This is a genomic window from Aliiroseovarius sp. PTFE2010, assembly GCF_049943335.1.
Lineage (GTDB): Bacteria > Pseudomonadota > Alphaproteobacteria > Rhodobacterales > Rhodobacteraceae > JBNFVY01.
In genome coordinates, this window is the sequence record NZ_JBNFVY010000011.1 from 46,508 (window position 1) to 63,553 (window position 17,046).

The 17,046-nt window shown below is 63.5% G+C and carries 19 protein-coding genes; 9 read left to right on the forward strand and 10 right to left on the reverse strand.

Features of this window, described 5'->3' with window-relative positions; genetic code table 11:
- Positions 1-53 precede the first annotated feature (53 nt).
- The 7 genes from ACP2AV_RS13225 to ACP2AV_RS13255 all read right to left on the reverse strand — a co-directional run bounded on the left by ACP2AV_RS13225 (position 54) and on the right by ACP2AV_RS13255 (position 5,995).
- Positions 54-1,424: a CmpA/NrtA family ABC transporter substrate-binding protein gene (locus ACP2AV_RS13225; RefSeq protein WP_426373235.1), complete on the reverse strand. Its 1,371-nt coding sequence runs from the start codon at positions 1,422-1,424 to the stop codon at positions 54-56.
- A 274-nt stretch (positions 1,425-1,698) separates the two neighbouring features.
- Positions 1,699-2,877, reverse strand: a complete 1,179-nt coding sequence (locus ACP2AV_RS13230; protein WP_426373236.1) for a CmpA/NrtA family ABC transporter substrate-binding protein — start codon at positions 2,875-2,877, stop codon at positions 1,699-1,701.
- A complete protein-coding gene (locus ACP2AV_RS13235) occupies positions 2,874-3,458 on the reverse strand; it encodes an ANTAR domain-containing response regulator (protein WP_426373237.1) in 585 nt (194 codons plus the stop codon). The genes ACP2AV_RS13230 and ACP2AV_RS13235 overlap by 4 nt, the downstream gene beginning before the upstream one ends.
- 149 nt (positions 3,459-3,607) lie before the next feature.
- Positions 3,608-4,648, reverse strand: a complete 1,041-nt coding sequence (locus tag ACP2AV_RS13240) for a YeeE/YedE family protein (RefSeq protein WP_426373239.1) — start codon at positions 4,646-4,648, stop codon at positions 3,608-3,610.
- Positions 4,649-4,699: 51 nt separating this feature from the next.
- Entirely contained in the window at positions 4,700-5,032 is a 333-nt protein-coding gene (locus ACP2AV_RS13245; protein ID WP_426373240.1) for an ArsR/SmtB family transcription factor, read from the reverse strand.
- Positions 5,033-5,103: 71 nt separating this feature from the next.
- Positions 5,104-5,601, reverse strand: a complete 498-nt coding sequence (locus ACP2AV_RS13250; protein WP_426373241.1) for a GlcG/HbpS family heme-binding protein — start codon at positions 5,599-5,601, stop codon at positions 5,104-5,106.
- 1 nt (position 5,602) lies between these two features.
- Positions 5,603-5,995, reverse strand: coding sequence for a hypothetical protein (locus tag ACP2AV_RS13255; RefSeq protein WP_426373242.1), 393 nt, complete (start codon positions 5,993-5,995; stop codon positions 5,603-5,605).
- An 88-nt stretch (positions 5,996-6,083) separates the two neighbouring features.
- On the opposite strand from ACP2AV_RS13255, the gene ACP2AV_RS13260 reads away from it, so the two are divergent.
- The 9 genes from ACP2AV_RS13260 (at position 6,084) to ACP2AV_RS13300 (ending at position 14,081) form a co-directional block, all read left to right on the forward strand.
- Positions 6,084-6,815, forward strand: coding sequence for a cytochrome c biogenesis CcdA family protein (locus tag ACP2AV_RS13260; protein WP_426373243.1), 732 nt, complete (start codon positions 6,084-6,086; stop codon positions 6,813-6,815).
- 95 nt (positions 6,816-6,910) lie between these two features.
- Positions 6,911-7,471: a thioredoxin family protein gene (locus ACP2AV_RS13265; protein WP_426373244.1), complete on the forward strand. Its 561-nt coding sequence runs from the start codon at positions 6,911-6,913 to the stop codon at positions 7,469-7,471.
- Between the two features lie 312 nt (positions 7,472-7,783).
- Positions 7,784-8,257, forward strand: coding sequence for a sulfur oxidation c-type cytochrome SoxX (gene soxX, locus ACP2AV_RS13270; protein ID WP_426373246.1), 474 nt, complete (start codon positions 7,784-7,786; stop codon positions 8,255-8,257).
- 46 nt (positions 8,258-8,303) lie between these two features.
- Positions 8,304-8,726 (forward strand): thiosulfate oxidation carrier protein SoxY, encoded by a 423-nt coding sequence (gene soxY, locus ACP2AV_RS13275; protein ID WP_426373247.1) that lies wholly within the window; start codon positions 8,304-8,306, stop codon positions 8,724-8,726.
- A gap of 17 nt (positions 8,727-8,743) precedes the next feature.
- Positions 8,744-9,073 carry a thiosulfate oxidation carrier complex protein SoxZ gene (gene soxZ, locus ACP2AV_RS13280; protein WP_426373248.1) on the forward strand — a complete coding sequence of 110 codons (330 nt, stop codon included), beginning with the start codon at positions 8,744-8,746 and terminating at the stop codon, positions 9,071-9,073.
- 38 nt (positions 9,074-9,111) lie between these two features.
- A complete protein-coding gene (gene soxA / locus ACP2AV_RS13285) occupies positions 9,112-9,960 on the forward strand; it encodes a sulfur oxidation c-type cytochrome SoxA (protein WP_426373286.1) in 849 nt (282 codons plus the stop codon).
- Positions 9,961-10,045: 85 nt separating this feature from the next.
- Positions 10,046-11,743, forward strand: a complete 1,698-nt coding sequence (soxB, locus tag ACP2AV_RS13290) for a thiosulfohydrolase SoxB (protein ID WP_426373249.1) — start codon at positions 10,046-10,048, stop codon at positions 11,741-11,743.
- A gap of 15 nt (positions 11,744-11,758) precedes the next feature.
- A complete protein-coding gene (gene soxC / locus ACP2AV_RS13295) occupies positions 11,759-13,036 on the forward strand; it encodes a sulfite dehydrogenase (RefSeq protein ID WP_426373250.1) in 1,278 nt (425 codons plus the stop codon).
- Positions 13,020-14,081 (forward strand): c-type cytochrome, encoded by a 1,062-nt coding sequence (locus tag ACP2AV_RS13300; RefSeq protein ID WP_426373251.1) that lies wholly within the window; start codon positions 13,020-13,022, stop codon positions 14,079-14,081. The genes soxC and ACP2AV_RS13300 overlap by 17 nt, the downstream gene beginning before the upstream one ends.
- Before the next feature lie 195 nt (positions 14,082-14,276).
- Here the strand turns inward: ACP2AV_RS13300 and dtd are convergent, their stop codons facing one another.
- From dtd to ACP2AV_RS13315, 3 genes are all read right to left on the reverse strand, one after another.
- Positions 14,277-14,723 (reverse strand): D-aminoacyl-tRNA deacylase, encoded by a 447-nt coding sequence (gene dtd, locus ACP2AV_RS13305; RefSeq protein WP_426373252.1) that lies wholly within the window; start codon positions 14,721-14,723, stop codon positions 14,277-14,279.
- Positions 14,720-15,640, reverse strand: coding sequence for a carbohydrate kinase family protein (locus ACP2AV_RS13310; protein ID WP_426373253.1), 921 nt, complete (start codon positions 15,638-15,640; stop codon positions 14,720-14,722). The genes dtd and ACP2AV_RS13310 overlap by 4 nt, the downstream gene beginning before the upstream one ends.
- Before the next feature lie 257 nt (positions 15,641-15,897).
- Positions 15,898-17,022, reverse strand: coding sequence for a primosomal protein N' (replication factor Y) - superfamily II helicase (locus ACP2AV_RS13315; RefSeq protein WP_426373254.1), 1,125 nt, complete (start codon positions 17,020-17,022; stop codon positions 15,898-15,900).
- Positions 17,023-17,046: the final 24 nt, after the last annotated feature.

The following is a 17,046-nucleotide window of genomic DNA, read 5'->3' on the forward strand; positions in this document are numbered from 1 at the left end:
GCAGAGCGTGCGTTGCGTGACGGGGCGCAACAGGGCGCGCCCCGCCGGGATCATCAGCCTTCGACCTGGCTGCCGACGACTTTCTGTTCGCCCTTGAGACCGATGGTCAGGCTGTCCAGATAGGCGTTGGGCGCCTTGCCGTCGTAGGGGACACCGTCGATGATGTCTTCGGCCGGGGTGGGGGACTTGTAGCCATCGCTGGCCCAGTCGAAGTCAGCTTCGTTGGCCAGGCCTTCGTCGACCAGCATGCGGGCGGCGTCCAGGTAGATGTCTTTCTTGTAGACCGACTTGGCGACCTCGTCGTACCAGGTGTCGGATTTGGCTTCGGCGATCTGGCCCCAGCGGCGCATCTGGGTCAGGTACCAGATGGCATCCGAATAGTACGGCTGGGTCGCGTTGTAGCGGAAAAACACGTTGAAATCGGGCACCGCGCGCTTGTCGCCTTTTTCGTATTCGAACGTGCCGGTCATCGAATTCGCGATCACCTCATAATCGGCGCCCACGTATTCGGGGCGCGACAGGATTTCCACGGCTTCGGGGCGGTTGGCGTTGTCGTTTTCATCCAGCCACATGGCGGCGCGGATCAGCGCCTTGGTCAGGGCCAGAGTGGTGTTGGGGTAGTCCTGCGCGAATTGGGCGGTGATCCCGAAGACTTTTTCTGGGTTGTTCTTCCAAATTTCGTAATCGGTGATCACCGGCACGCCGATGCCCTTGATCACAGCCTGCTGGTTCCATGGCTCGCCCACGCAGTAGCCATAGATGGTGCCGGCCTCTAGCGTGGCGGGCATTTGCGGGGGCGGGGTGACGGACAGCAGCGCTTGGGCGGAAATCTGGCCCGACACGTCTTCGGGGCTGTAGAAGCCGGGGTGAATCCCACCCGAGGCCAGCCAGTAGCGCAATTCGTAGTTGTGGGTCGACACGGGAAAGACCATGCCCATGTTGAACGGCTTGCCTTCGTTTGAATATTGTTCGACCACCGGCTTCAGCGCCGCCGCCGAAATCGGGTGCTGGGGCAGGCCGTCGGCGTTCTGGGGGATGTTCGGCTTCATCAGTTCCCAAACTTCGTTCGACACGGTGATGCCATTGCCGTTCAGATCCATCGAAAAGGGCGTGATGATATGCGCTTCGGTGCCAAAGCCGATGGTGGCGGCCAGCGGCTGGCCGGCCAGCATGTGGGCGCCGTCCAACTGGCCATCGATCACGCGATCCAGCAGAACTTTCCAGTTCGCCTGCGGCTCAAGGGTGACAAACAGGCCTTCGTCTTCGAAATACCCGTTTTCATAGGCGACAGCCAAAGGGGCCATGTCGGTCAGTTTGATAAAACCGAATTTCAGTTCGTCCTTTTCGACGTCCAGCATTTCGGCGTTGGCAGCAGCCGAAACCATAATGGTCGAAGCGGCAAGCAAAGCAGTCAGATTCTTCATGATCGATGTCCCTTGGCGGAGCGCCTAAAGCGCTGGAAAAACACAAAAAAAGCCGCGTGACCGTACCGGACGAGTGCCCTCGTGGTTGGTCAGGCGGCTGTGCCCGGAATACCCATGTCGTTGGGTGAATGATGGGAAAATCGGAACGCCCTTGTCCCGTCTTCTATGCCTTAATGTGCCTGCCGGGTGTTGGCGGGTCAAGCGACGGCGCGCGAATCAGATGGCTATTGTGCAGATGCAGCAATTAGGACAGGGGTGTTTGCCTATTTTTTGGTCACTCACGCGATGCAAGGTCAAAAACCGTGCCATCAAAGAACGAATCCGGTTCGAGAATCATCCGCCCCGAAGCGGATGCGACGGGGGTGCGTTCGCTTAGCGCGCCTTCCAGCTTTTCCGACGCGCCGGGCAGATCGGCCCCCGCCGGACCCAGGTGCAGGCGGTAAAGATCGGGCCGGAACACGTTCGCGGCGTCGGCCATCGCGGCGCTGCGGTCCAGCCCGGTGTGGCTGGCCAGACGCGCGGCGATCCAGGCCGCCTGGCTGCGCCAGGGGAACATGGCGGCGCCGGCGTGGAATTCCAGAAAGGCGGGGGCGTGGCGCAGATCCCCCTTGGGCGATATCGTCAGGGTGCCGCTGAGCGCGCGTTCCACGATTTCGGCGCTGACATCGACATAATCCGAGCGGGCCAAAAGCTCGGCCGCGGTCGAATGGTTGCCCGGATTGCTCAGCCAGCGCCCGGCGCGCCAGACCGCGCGCATCAGCGCCCCGGCGGTGTCCGGTTCGGCCCCCGCCCAGTCGCGCCGCACCGCCAGTACCTTTTCGGGGGCGAATTTCCAGATCGCGCTGGTGGGTAGCAGCAATTCGCCCACGCCCTGTTCGACGGCAATCGACCCCCAGGGCGCGCCCACGCAAAAGGCGTCGATATCGCCCGATGCCATGGCGCTGGCCATCATTTGCGGCGGGATCGTCTTGACGTCCAGCGACTGCGGGGCCGACAGCCCAAGCGCGTTGAGCCAGTAATAGAGCAGCTCAGCGTGCATCGAAAAGGGAAAGGGCACGCCGATGCGCAGACGGCCCTGGGTTGCGGTGATCAGCGCCTGCCCGGCAGTGGTGGCATCGGCAAAATCAAAGGGGTGGCCGGCCTCGCGCATGCGGGCGGCCAGGGTGCGCGACACGCCCACCACGTTGCCCCCCACCGACAGGACCATCAGCGCTTCCAGTCGTACCGGCATGCCGCCCAGCCCCATCGCGATGGCGATCGGTACAGGGGCCAGCATGTGGGCGGCGTCGATCTGGCCGAACACCAGCATGTCGCGCAAGGTGGCCCAGCTGGGCGCCTTGATCAGTTGCAGATCCAGCCCTTCTTGCTGGGCAAAGCGCAATTCGCGCGCGATGACCAGCGGGGCGGCATCGACCAGCGGGATGAACCCGGCGCGCAGGGATCTCAGCCTCATGCCAGCAGCCCCGCCGCGGTGACCAGCGCGCCGGCCACTTCGGCCACCTTGCGGCCCTGATCCATCGCCGTCTTGCGCAGCAGGGCATAGGCGGCGTCTTCGTCGATGCCCTTGGCTTTCATCAGCAGGCCCTTGGCGCGGTCGATCACCTTGCGTTCTTCCAGCGCGCGCTTGGTTGCTTCCAGTTCGGTGCGCATGCGTTGGAACATGTGGAACCGGGTGATGGCGGCATCCATGATCGGCTTGACCCGGTCGGGGCGCAGCCCGTCGACCACATAGGCCGACAGGCCCGCTTCGATTGCCGCCTTGGTCAGGCTGTCGTCGCTGTGATCGACGAACATGGCCACGGGCCGGTCCATCGGCGATGAGGCCAGCGTAAGTTCTTCGAGCATATCGCGCGAGGGGCTGGCGACATCGACCAGCACCACGTCGGGGTTGTGTGCGGAAATGCGCCGGGCCAGGCCCGAGACCTCGGCGATGCAATGAATGTCGAAATCGCCCGCGCCTTGCAGGGATTCGATGATCAGCTGCGCGCGGTCGCGGTCGCTTTCGACGATGACGATGGAAAGTTTGTCTGGCATTGGCTGGCACGGGTCCCTGTCTTTGGTGCCTTAGGCGCGCGCGCGTCGCGCGTCCATGGCCAACGCCTGCGCTGCGCCATGGGCCGCGCGCGGGCGCAGAGGGCGCCCAATTTGCGGGCGATGTGCTGTGTTTTTGGGCGCTGGGCGGATCAGCGCAGGGCCAGGCCCCCGATCAGCTGGCGCAACCCCAGGGCGGCGCCGGCGAAGATCGACACAAAGACCAGCGGGGCCGAGAAAGCCAACAGCGAAAACGCCGAAATCCCCTGGCCGACCGTACAGCCAAAGGCCACCACCGCGCCCACGCCCATCAGCGCCGCGCCGGTGATCTGGCGGCGCAGCTCGCGCGGGTCTTCGCAGGCTTCCCAGCGGAAATGTCCAAGCCACAGCGACCCGATGAACGCCCCCGCCAGCACCCCCGCGACCGAGCCGACGCCAAAGCTGAGCGGGCGCGCCGATGAGGTCATGAGCCAGATCATCGCCTCGCCCAGCGGGCGCGAGAACGTGTGCGAGACGACCGGCAGGGTTTCAAAGCCGTTGGCGGCCACATATTGCGTGCCCGCCCAGCCCGACGCGACGGACAGCCCCACAAGGGCGCCCCAGGCCAGCGTTTTGGCGCGCGCGCCGCGCAGCACCAGCGCCGCCAGTGCCACAACGCCGATCCCCAGCCCCACCATGGCCATGTTCAGGCCGGTCAGCTGCGACACCGCCGCCGGGATCGACGGCAGGTCTGCGGCGGGCAGGTTGGGAAAGAGCGTCACGCGCAGCCGGGCCAGCGGCCCCGAGATCGTCACGAACGATGCCACGCCCATGACCAGCACGATCACGAAAGACCGCAGATCGCCGCCCCCCAAACGCGCCAGCGCGCCAAACCCGCAATTGCCCGCCAAAGCCATGCCGTAGCCGAACACCAGCCCGCCCAGAACCGCCGCCAACGGCGTAACGGTGAAGGACAGGTAAACCGTGTCGGCCGGCACCACCAGACCGGCGGCCATCAGCGCATGGGTGGCAATGATACCCACGGCAATCGCCACGCCCCACATGCGCAGCCGCTCGCCCGAGCCGCCGTAAAGCACGTCTTCGATCGCGCCCAGGGTGCAAAAGCGCCCCAATCGCGCCGCAAGACCCAGCCCGATACCGCCGACAAGGCCAACCAGCGCCACGGCCAGCGGTTCGCTCAACCCGAAAATCATGTGGATCCCATCCGTTGCGGCCGGCCCGCCAGTGCGGCGCGGTGGCGGCGGTCAGTCGTTGCAGAACAAGTCGTACACAACGCTGATTATTTTGTTGGATCGGTCATCGGTCAAGGAATAGTAGATCACTTTTCCTTCGCGCCGGGGCGACACCAGCCCTTCGAGACGCAAGCGCGACAGCTGCTGGCTGACGGCAGCCTGCCGGGTCGACAGCAGTTTTTCCAGTTCGGTCACGGTCTTTTCGCCGGTCGCAAGGTGGCACAGGATCATCATGCGTCCCTCATGGCTGATCGCCTTGAGGAAATTGCAGGCCTCGGTCGCGTTGGCGACCATCTTGTCCATGTCGGCATCCGACATGTCGATGCTGAATTTCGGAAGACCCATTCGTCTGTGCCCCTTGCTTTCCCCGGCGTTAGTTATGTGAAACAGCCAGTAAATTCCATCCGTTTCTTGCGTCAGAACGCAATATCGTCGGCCACGGCATCAATGCCCACCTGTGCGCATTCGTCGTCCAGTTCGGGGCCGGGCGCGCCCGACACACCGATCCCGGCGACCATTTGCGCATCGCCCTCGACCATCAGCCCGCCGCCCAGCGGCAGGGCTTGGGACAGGTGCCGGATCGCGGACGAGGTTTGCCCCGCCATGGTTGTGGCCGCCAGGTCGGTGGTATTGGTGCGAAAGCTGACGGCGGTCCAGGCCTTGCGGCGCGAGGTTTCATAGACATGCGCCCCGGCAAAGCGGTCGCGCACGAATGCCTGCGGCAGGCCGAACCGGTCGACCACGGTCACGCCGACCTGATAGCCCTGGGCGCGGCAATGCTCCATCGCGGCGGTGGCCATGCGCAGGGCAATTTCGGGCTTGAGCACGTTGAAACTGACGAACGCGCCGTCGTCCTGTGCGGTTGCGGGCGTGCAAAGTGCCATTAGGGCAAGGATTGCCAGTGATTTGCGCATGTTATTCCTCCGGTTTGTTCGAATTGTCCAATCGTGTCAGCATTCGGTCCAGCAACCCCCAGAAGAAATCCTGGCCCGGATAGCCTTCGAGCCGATCCACCTCGTGGCCGTCTTGCAGCAGGATGAAAGTCGGGGTGAACACCACGCGGCGGTCCAGGTGCATGCCGTCGGGCAGGTCGTCGCGGATGTTGTGGCGCACCAGCGGGGCGCGCGCGCCTTCGGGGGTCTTGGGATAGATCGGGCCGATTTCTTCGTTCCAGCGTGCGCAATACGGGCAGCCGTCGCGTTCGATCATCACCAGTTCCGTCTGGGCCAGCGCGGCAGATGAAAACAGCGCGCCAGATGACAACAGGGCCAAGGTGCCCGCGACCACGAATGAGCGAATTGCATACATCGGAATGCCAATTGACGAGTTGCATTCATATAGCGTACTTTAGATATGTGAATAACTCAAGCTGTGGGAGGAAAGCTTGGAGTTTGATGTGTCTTTTTGGGGGGCAGCGATCGCGGGTCTGCTGTCATTCCTGTCGCCCTGTATCTTGCCGATCGTGCCGTTTTACCTGAGCTATATGGCCGGTCAGGGCATGGCCGAATTGCAGGCGGGCAAGGCCGACACCGGCCAGATCCGCCGCGCCGCCGTGATCAAGGCGGTCGCCTTTTCCGCCGGTATTCTGGTGATTTTCATCGCGCTGGGCGCGACCGCGACCGCGTTCGGGCAGCTGGTGCGCGATTACATGCATGTGCTGCGCTGGGCGGCGGCCATCGTGATCGCGCTGATGGGGCTGCATTTCCTGGGCGTGCTGCGCATCGGCTTGCTCTATCGGCAGATGCGCGCCGAAGTGGGGCAGACATCGAACCTGTCGGTGATCGGCGCCTTCGTGATCGGCATGGCCTTTGCCTTTGGCTGGACGCCCTGCGTGGGCCCGGTTCTGGCGGCGATCCTGTTTACCGCGGCGGGCGAAGAGAGCGTGGGGCAGGGCATGGCGCTGCTGGCCACCTATGGTCTGGGGATGACGCTGCCGTTCATTCTGGCCGCCTTTTTCATCGGCCCGTTCCTGCGTTGGGCGCAGGGGTTCCGCAAACATCTGCCGCTGATCGAAAAGATCATGGGCGTGTTGCTGATCATCTTTGCGATCCTGATCGGCACCAATTCCGTCAACTATATCGCCGAATGGATGCTGTCCGTCGCACCGGATATCGGCACGATACAATAGGGCCCGGCACCGTCGGCACAACAGGGCCGGGAAAAACAGGACCGGAAAATGGGCCCCGGAAAATAGGGCCCGGAAAAATAGGGAAGGACATCGCAATGACACGGATATTGGCCGTACTGGCGGCCCTGATGCTGGCCCTGCCGCTGTGGGCCCAGGCACCGATGGGCGACGATGGGCTGCACAAGGCCGACTGGATGCGCGACACGTTCAAGGACCTGCGCGAGGATCTGGATCAGGCCAACTCCGAGGGCAAGCGGCTGATGGTGATCATCGAGCAGCGCGGCTGCATCTATTGCGCCAAGATGCACAAAGAGGTCTTTCCCGACCCCGAGATCGACCAGTTGCTGAACGACGATTTCTTCGTGGTGCAGATCAACATGTTCGGCGATATCGAGGTCACCGACTTCGATGGTGAAACGCTGTCCGAAAAGAACATGGTGCGCAAATGGGGCGCGCTGTTCACGCCAACGATCCTGTTTTTCCCGCCCCAGGTGCCCCAGGACATGTCCGCGTCAAAGGCCAAGGTGGCCGAAATACCGGGCGCATTTGGCAAATACACAACGCGCAACATGCTGCTCTGGGTGCTGGACGAAGGCTATGCAGGCGACGAACCGTTCCAAAAGTTTCATGCCCGCAACCTGCCGGCGAACAATTGACCCGGCCACTGGCCCGCACGGCGAATGACATGTGGGCGCGTGGGGTGAATTCAGTGGTGTAAGCCCTGTGGTGTAAGCCCTGTATTGTTGGCCCTGTGTGGTTGGCTGCGTGGGTCATCCTGCGGGGCACTATCTGGCGCATGACTTGCAGACCCCACGGCGGTGACGCGGCGAATTCCGGGTGAGGCATCATGCCGCACTGCAGAAATATCGAAGCATTCAGCTATCTGAATTACTGGTTGCGAAAACGCGCCCGCTCGGTATACGCTGGTGAACAAGCCCGGGTTTGGGAACCGGGCAAGGGAGGACTTCATGAAAACACTGACCAGCGCATTGGCAGCCGTTCTATTGGCCGGCTCAGCACATGCACAAACCATCGCCCCGTCCGATGTTTCCTATGATGACTATGGCGCGCTCGACGTATCGCTGACAGGGGCGGCGGGCGATCCGGCCAACGGCGCCAAGGTCATCGGATCGAAATCCATCGGTAACTGTGTGGCCTGCCATCAGATCTCGGCGCTGAGCGACATTCCCTTTCAAGGCGAAGTCGGGCCGTCCCTGGACGGGGCCGGCGAGCGTTGGAGCGAAGCAGAGCTGCGCGGCATCGTCGCCAATGCCAAGGCCATGTTCGACGGCACCATGATGCCCGCGTTTTACAAGGTGTCGGGCTATATCCGCCCGGGCGACGGCTACACCGGCAAGGCCGCACCGGCCGACCTGCCGCCGCTACTGAGCGCCCAGCAGATCGAAGACGTGGTGGCTTACCTCAAGACGCTCAAGGAATGACGGCCCGGCCATCATCCGACCGGCCATCACCTGAAAGGAGACCCAAATGAAACTGAACCGACGTGATTTGATGGCCCTGACCGCAGCCGCGGTCGCCATGGGGCTGGTCCCTGCGGGCGCCAACGCCGCGGGCACCGTGGAAGACATGGTGTCCGGCTTTACCGGCGGCGCCGAACCGGGCACGGGCGGCATCACGCTGACCGCCCCCGAAATTGCAGAAAACGGCAACACCGTGCCAATCAGCGTCGATGCGCCGGGCGCCGAAGCGATCCTTGTTCTGGCGACGGGCAACCCGACGCCGGGCATCGCGACCTTCCACTTCGGCCCGCTGGCGGGCAGCCAGTCTGCGTCGACCCGGATCCGCCTTGCCGGCACGCAAGACGTTCTGGCGATCGCGAAAATGGCCGACGGCAGCTTTGCCAGGGCCTCCAGCAACGTCAAAGTGACCATCGGCGGCTGCGGCGGCTGAGTTAGGAGAACGAAGAAATGGCAGATAACGTCAAACCCCGCGTCCGCGTCCCCAAAACAGCCGCTGCTGGTGATACGATCACCATCAAGACGCTGATTTCGCACCCGATGGAATCGGGCCAGCGCAAGGACAAGGAAGGCAACCCCATCCCGCGTTCGATCATCAATCGCTTTACCTGCGACTTCAACGGCCAGTCCGTGATCGACGTGACGCTTGAGCCGGCGATCTCGACCAACCCGTATTTCGAATTTGACGCGCTGGTCCCCGAGGCCGGCGAATTCAAGTTCACCTGGTACGACGATGACGGGTCGGTCTACGAGGAAGCCAAACCGATCGCGATCGGCTGAGCCAGCGTGTTCACAGGGAGGAAACGCAAATGAAAAAGATGCTGACACGTGCAGCGACGCTGGCAATGGCAGGGGCGGTGGCCGTGGTGCCGCCCGCTTTTGCCGACGAAGACGCCGATCTGGTGATCAACGGCGATCTGGACATCACCGTGCGCACCGACGCGCCGGCCCACCTGTCCGAAAGCCTGGACACGATCTATTCGGGCTGGGTGTTCCGCTCGGTCGAAACGCAGGCCATGCAGATGGACGATTTCGACAACCCCGGCATGCTGGGGGCCGAGGCGGGCCAGGACAAGTTCGCCGCCGTGATGGGCAGCGAAGGCAAATCCTGTGCGTCCTGCCATGAAAGCCCGGCTGCGCTGAGCAACGTCAAGCCGACCTATCCCAAGTGGAACGAGGCCGCCGGCGAAGTGCGCACCGCGCAGATGCAGATCAACGATTGCCTGACGAACCGGATGGGGGCCGAGGCGCAGAAATATGACAGCGTCACCATGCTGGAATTCGAAGCGCTGCTTGCCTCGGTCGCGCGCGGCAAGCCGGTGAACGTGGCGATAGACGGCCCGGCCCAGAGCACCTGGGAAAAGGGCAAGGAAATCTACTATACCCGCTATGGCCAGCTGGAGCTGTCCTGCGCGAACTGCCACGAGGACAACTACGGCAACATGATCCGGGCCGACCACCTGAGCCAGGGCCAGATCAACGGCTTTCCTGCCTATCGCCTGAAGAACGCCAAGCTGAACGGCGTGCACAGCCGGTTCAAGGGCTGCATTCGCGACACCCGGGCCGAAACCTTCAACCCCGGTTCGGATGAATTCATCGCGCTCGAACTTTATGTGGCGTCCCGCGGGAATGGCCTGTCGGTCGAAGGCCCGTCCGTACGCAACTGATCATCGCGCCGCCTTCCTGGCAGGGGGGCGGCGTTTCTTTCTGCATACATTATGCAATCATCTGAATGTTTAGGGTGGACGCTTCATGATCTCTCGCCGCGATTTTCTGCAGGTGTCGATGGCCGCAACGGCGATGCTGGGCGCGTCGTCCTATGGGCGCTGGGGCCAGCTGGCCGCGCAACAGGCGCTGACACAGGACCAACTGCTTGATTTCGACAGTTTCGGCAATGTCACGCTGATCCATGTCACCGACATCCATGCGCAGCTGAAACCGATCTATTTCCGCGAACCCGAAGTCAACCTTGGCGTGGGCGAAAACCGCGGGCAGGTGCCCCATGTCACCGGCGCCGATTTCCGCAAGCTCTACGGGATCGCCGATGGATCGCCATCGCATTACGCCTTGACCTATAACGATTTTACAGCGCTGGCACAGGGCTATGGCCGCGTTGGCGGGCTGGACCGCGTGGCCACCGTGATCAATTCGATCCGGGCCGAGCGCCCCGACGCGCTGCTGCTGGACGGCGGCGATACGTGGCACGGATCCTACACCTGCTATCACACGCAAGGCCAGGATATGGTCAACGTGATGAACGCGCTCAAGCCCGATGCGATGACCTTCCACTGGGAATTCACGCTGGGCAGCGACCGGGTGCGCGAACTGGTGTCGGGGCTGCCCTTTGCCGCGCTTGGGGCCAATATCTTCGACGCCGAATGGGACGAACCGGCCGAAGATTTCGCCCCCTACAAGATGTTCGAACGCAGCGGGACCAAGATTGCCGTCATCGGGCAGGCCTTTCCCTATATGCCCATCGCCAACCCGGGCTGGATGTTCCCCGAATACAGCTTCGGCATCCGCGACGAACGGATGCAAGAGGTCGTGGACGAGGTGCGCGCCGCGGGCGCCGAACTGGTCGTGCTGCTGTCGCACAACGGCTTTGACGTCGACAAAAAGATGGCCAGCCGCGTGCAGGGTATCGACGTGATCCTGTCGGGCCACACCCATGATGCGCTGCCCGAACCTGTGCTGGTCGGCGACACGATCATCGTGGCCAGCGGGTCGAACGGCAAGTTCGTCAGCCGCGTCGATCTGGATGTGCGCGACGGGCGCATGATGGGGTTTCGCCACAAGCTGATCCCGATCTTTTCCGACGTGATCACCCCGGACGCCGACGTGGCCAAGGTGATCGACGACCAGCGCGCCCCGCATCAGGCCGCCATGAGCGAGGTGATCGGCAAGACCGACAGCCTGCTGTACCGGCGCGGCAATTTCAACGGCACCTGGGACGATCTGATCTGCGAGGCGCTGCTGGACGAGCGCGAGGCGGACATTTCGATGTCTCCGGGCGTGCGGTGGGGGCCCAGCGTGTTGCCCGGCCAGGACATCACCCGCGAGGATATCTGGAACGTCACCTCGATGACCTATCCCAACGCGTACCGCACGGAAATGTCGGGCGAATTCATCCACGTGATCCTTGAGGACGTGGCCGACAACCTGTTCAACCCCGACCCCTATTACCAGCAGGGCGGCGACATGGTGCGTGTCGGCGGCATGGGGTTCCGGATCGATATCACCAAGCCGCAAGGGCGCCGCATCAGCGAAATGACCCTGCTGAAAACGGGCGAAAAGATCGACCCGTCGAAAAACTATGTCGTGGCTGGCTGGGCGTCGGTGAACGAAGGCACCGAAGGGCCGCCGATCTGGGACGTGGTCGAAAACTACATCCGCCGCAAGGGCACGGTATCCGTCACGCCGAACCGCGCGGTCGACGTGGTCCGGGGCTAACAGAGGAGCTTGAGCATGTCTGACAACAAGACACCCAAATCGTCGCGCCGCCAGTTCCTGGTGTCCACGGCCGCCCTTGGCGCAGGGGCCGGGTTGGCCGGCCAGGCGCGCGCCCAGGGCGACCCGCTGATCACCGAGGTTCAGGATTGGGCCGCCGGGCTGGGCGAGGGCGTCGATGCCACGCCCTATGGCCTGCCGATCGAATACGAAAGCGATGTGATCCGGCGCAACGTGCCGTGGCTGACGGCGGATCCGATCAGCTCGATCAACTTTACGCCGATCCACGCGCTGGATGGCACGATCACGCCGCAAGGCTGCGCGTTTGAACGTCACCATTCGGGCGCGATCGAGTTGCGCAAACAGGATTATCGGTTGATGATCAACGGCTTGGTCGACAAACCTCTGGTGTTTACCTATGCGGATCTCGAACGGTTTCCGCGCGAAAATCACGTCTATTTCTGCGAATGCGCGGCCAATACCGGCATGGAATGGGCCGGCGCGCAGCTGAACGGCGCGCAGTTCACCCATGGCATGATCCACAACATGGAATATTCCGGCATCCCGCTGCGCACCCTGCTGGAGGAGGCCGGTCTGGACGCAGCGGGCGCGTTGTCGGACAAGTGGGTCTATGTCGAAGGGGCCGACGCGTCGTCGAACGGGCGGTCCATCCCGATGGCCAAGGCGCTGGACGATGTGCTGGTTGCCTTCAAGGCCAACGGCGAGGCGCTGCGCAAAGAGCACGGCTATCCCGTCCGGCTGGTCGTGCCGGGCTGGGAAGGCAACATGTGGATCAAGTGGCTGCGCCGCATCGAGGTCATGGACCAGCCCGTCGAAAGCCGCGAGGAAACCAGCAAATACACCGATACGCTGGATGACGGCACCAGCCGCAAGTGGACCTGGGTCATGGACGCCAAGTCGATCGTGACCAGCCCCAGCCCGCAGTCGCCGATTGCCCATGGCACGGGGCCGCTGGTGATCACCGGGCTGGCGTGGTCGGGCCGCGGCGCGATCACCGGCGTTGACGTGTCGCTGGACGGCGGCAAAACCTGGCAAAAGGCGCGTCTGGCCAAGCCGGGCGACGCCATGGCGCTGACCCGTTTCTACCTGGACATCGATTGGGACGGGTCCGAGATGTTGCTGCAATCGCGCGCCCACGACGACACTGGCTATGTCCAGCCGACCAAGGCGCAGTTGCGCGCCGCGCGCGGCGAAAATTCAATCTATCACAACAATGGCATTCAGACCTGGTGGGTCAAGGAAACCGGAGAGGCTGAGAATGTTGAAATTTCCTAAAGGGTTGAGCGCAGCGGCGCTGATCGCCATGGCCGCGCCCGCGCTGGCAGGGCCGTTCGGCCTGGGCCGTGAAGCAACCCCGGACGAAATCGCCGCCTGGGATCTGGACGTCGCCCCCGATGGCACCGGTCTGCCGGTGGGCGCAGGCAATGTGCTGGACGGCGAAATGGTGTTTGTCGAACATTGTGCGTCCTGCCACGGCGATTTCGCCGAAGGGCGCGACAACTGGCCGAAGCTGGCGGGCGGCATGGGCACGCTGGCCGACAAGGACCCGATGAAAACCGTAGGCAGCTATTGGCCGCACCTGTCGACCGCGTGGGATTATGTGAACCGCTCGATGCCGTTCGGGAACGCACAATCGCTCAGCCCCGACGACGTCTACGGTATCGTGGCCTATATCCTTTATTCCAACGACCTGGTGGATGAGGATTTCGTGCTGTCGAACGAAAACCTGGCATCGTTCGAATTGCCGAACGCCGATGGGTTCATCGTGGATGACCGCGAAACCGCCGAGGCCGATTTCTGGAACCCCGATCCCTGCTATGAAAACTGCAAGGACAGCGTGGAAATCACCATGCGCGCGGCGGTTCTGGATGTGACGCCAGAAGAAACCGCCGCCGCAGAAGCCACCGCCAAACTGCAAGAGTCCAGCGACGCATTGGCCACCCCCGAACCCGCCGGCGAACCCGAACCTCAGGTCGCTGGCGCCGCGCCAGCCGTCGATCCCGAGCTGGTCGCGGCCGGGGAAAAGGTGTTTCGCAAGTGCAAAGCCTGCCACCAGGTGGGCGCGGGCGCGAAAAACAAGGTCGGCCCGGCGCTGAACAACATGGTCAATGCGCCCGTCGCGGCCGCCGACGGGTTCCGCTATTCCAAGCCCATGGCCGCCGCGGGCGAAGCGGGCCAGGTCTGGGATCATGAGGCACTGGCGGCGTTTCTGGCCAATCCGCGCAAGCACATGAAGGGCACCAAAATGTCCTTTGCGGGGCTCAAGAAGGACGACGATATCAAAGCTGTCATCGCTTATTTGGCAACGCAGTCGGATTGACCCCAAGGACGCGGGCGCGTTCAGGCTTGGCCGGTCATCTGGGCCAGACCGCGATCAGGGCCTTGGCCGCATGTTCCGGGGCGTTGCCCAGACAGCGCTGCACCTGAGGGGCACGATTTGCGTTTTAACCGATGCGCGTTCCTTCGCGGACCTGGTGGGTGCCTGCGCGCCGGGTTTGGGCAATAAGGCGGCGCGTCAGGCCCAGTCGTCCGTGTCCAGCCAGATCGTGACCGGCCCGTCGTTGATCAAGCTGACCTTCATGTCTGCGCCAAACTGGCCGGTTTGCACCGGAACCAGCGCGCCGAGCTGTTCGGCAAACCGTTCATAGAGCGCGCGCGCATCATCGGGCGCGGCGGCGTGTGAAAACCCCGGCCGGTTGCCCGTGCGCGTGTCGGCGGCAAGGGTGAACTGGCTGATCACCAGCGCACTGGCCCCCACATCGCGCACCGACCGGTTCATGCGCCCCGCATCGTCGCGAAAAATGCGCAGCTTGGCCACCTTGGCGGCCAGCTTGTCGGCCAAGGCCGGCGTGTCGCCCTGCATCGCGCACACCAGCACCAACAGCCCCGGCCCGCATTGCCCGACAACCGCCCCGTCGACGCGCACGGCGGCTTCGGATACGCGCTGGATCAGCGCCCTCACAATTCGTGTGCCCAGGGTGGGTTGGCCCCGGCGCGACTGACGGTGATGGCGGCGGTTTGCACGCCCAGCGACAGGGCCGCGTGCAGCGTGTCTTCGGGCAGGTCGGTGATGGCCGATTTCGTCAGCGCCCCGGCCTGCTTCAACGCCGCCAGCACGCCCGCATTAAAGGTGTCGCCCGCGCCAACCGTATCGACGACGGCGACCTTTTTGGCCGGCACGGCAACTTCGCCACGGCGGCTGAATCCGCGCGCGCCTTCGGCCCCTTCGGTGATGCAAACCACCCGCGGCCCCTTGGCCAGCAACCCTTGTGCCTTGGCTGCGATGTCGCCATCGCCTTCCAGCCACATCAGGTCTTCGTCCGACAGTTTGACGATGTCGGCCTGCGCCATCATCCGGTCGATCCGGGCGCGATAGGCCGCTTCGTTGGCAATGAAACCGGGGCGAATGTTCGGATCGATCATGGTGACGCGGGCCGCGGATTCGCGTGTTATCAGTGCCTCGTAGGCGCTGGCGCAGGGGTCCTGGATCAGCGATATGCCCCCGAAAAACATCGCTTCCACGGCGTCGGGAATGGCGGGCAGATCATCTGGCGTGATCATGCGCCCGGCGGTGTTTTCATCGTAGAACATGTAGCGCGCCTGGCCGTTTTCCAGATGCACAAAGGCCAGCGTGCAGGGCCGGTCCGCGCGCAGGCACAAGGACGTGTCCACCATCGATTGTTCAAGCACCTGTACCAGCGTATCCCCGAACAGATCCGTCGACAGGCCCGAAAAGAACCCCGTCGGCGCCCCGAGCCGCCCGAGCGCGATGGCAGTGTTGAAGACCGCGCCGCCCGCGTAGGGCGCAAAGGCATTTTCGCCGGCGCCGGTCACCCGCGCCAGCATATCGATCAGTGCTTCGCCACAATTCAGGATCATTGGGCCCTCTCGAAGGATGTTATCGCTATCATGTTGCGTCCAGCAGGGTGATACCTGTCCCCGGTCGGCCGTGCAAGTTGCGCCTGATCAATGCGCAATTCGCGCCGACATGCAACAATACGCATGTGCCGGGATCTTGGCAAAATTAGTCAGCACGGTACGCTGCGGGAGGCGGTTTCGTCAGAGACAGTGGCCCGTGCCCTTCGGTGGGAAGTATCGCAGATTTCGCGATGTCGGGGGGAAGGACAGGGGGCGCATTACACCGCCCCCTGTTCCAGTGCGTAAAAGTAGCCCGCGATGGCCGCGATGGTCGCAACCAGCAGAACGGCGATGGCGATCTTGACCGCTGACCATGGCCGTTCGCCGCGCACCCGTCCGGTTTGCCCGTTCACCACGAAACGATAGGTCTTGCCGCGGTATTTATAGGCCGCCAACCAGACAGGCAGCAGAACGTGTTTAAAGGTCACGTCGGACAGGTGCGTGTCGATCGAATGAATGCGCTGATGGTCGCCGCCGATGTTGAAGCGCACGTCGCGGGCGATGATCCGGTCCATGTGGGCGCGCGCTTCGTCAAAGCCGTCGTCAATGTCGACGGTATAGGCCTCGGCGGTGAACCCGGCCAGAAATTCGGGGCGATAGGGTTCCAGATCGGCCAGATCCCAGGGGGCCAGCGCATCGGTAAAGCGCTTGGGCAACGCGCGCGAGGCCAGCACCAGCACATCGTCAAAGAACCGCGCGACCTGTCCGCGCGCCGGGCGCCAACGGGTGTGGCGTTCGCGGACCTGCACGCGCTGGCCATCGCGCATGGCGGTGCGGGTGGTGTAATAGTCGTCGCCCCGTTCGCCAGAATAGCGCGATCGGGTATCGGCATCGAAGGTCCAGTAGGGCACGTAGACCCCTTGCATCCGTCGGCCCTTGCGGGCGTAATTCATCAGCCCGTTGGGGGCGAACCACAGCTGGCCCAGCCAGTCGGTCATCGCGCGGCGGGCAACCTCTTCGTCCAGTTGAAACGGCAGGACGGCGCGGGGCTTGATCTGTCGGTGCGCGCCGGTGTCGGTGACGACGGGCGTGGCGCAGAACGGGCATTCGGCGGCATGGGTGTGCGGGGGCAGGTCGAACTGCGCCCCGCAATTGGGGCAGTGCAGGACGCGGGTGTCTTCCATGTCCTGATCGGACAGGGCCGCGCGCAGACCGTCTTGCAGGTCAAGTTCGCGGATGGCCGGTGCCCGCGGACCTGGCGCAACCGGTTCGCTGTGGCCGCAGTGATCGCACACCACCTTGTCCTGGCCGGGGGCAAAGCGCATGTCCGCGCCGCAGTTGACGCAAGCAAAAATGTGTCTGTCGCTGGGTGTTTTCCCCAGTTCTGTGTCCGGATCGGCCATGGCTGCCCTTTCGTCCTGCCGGTG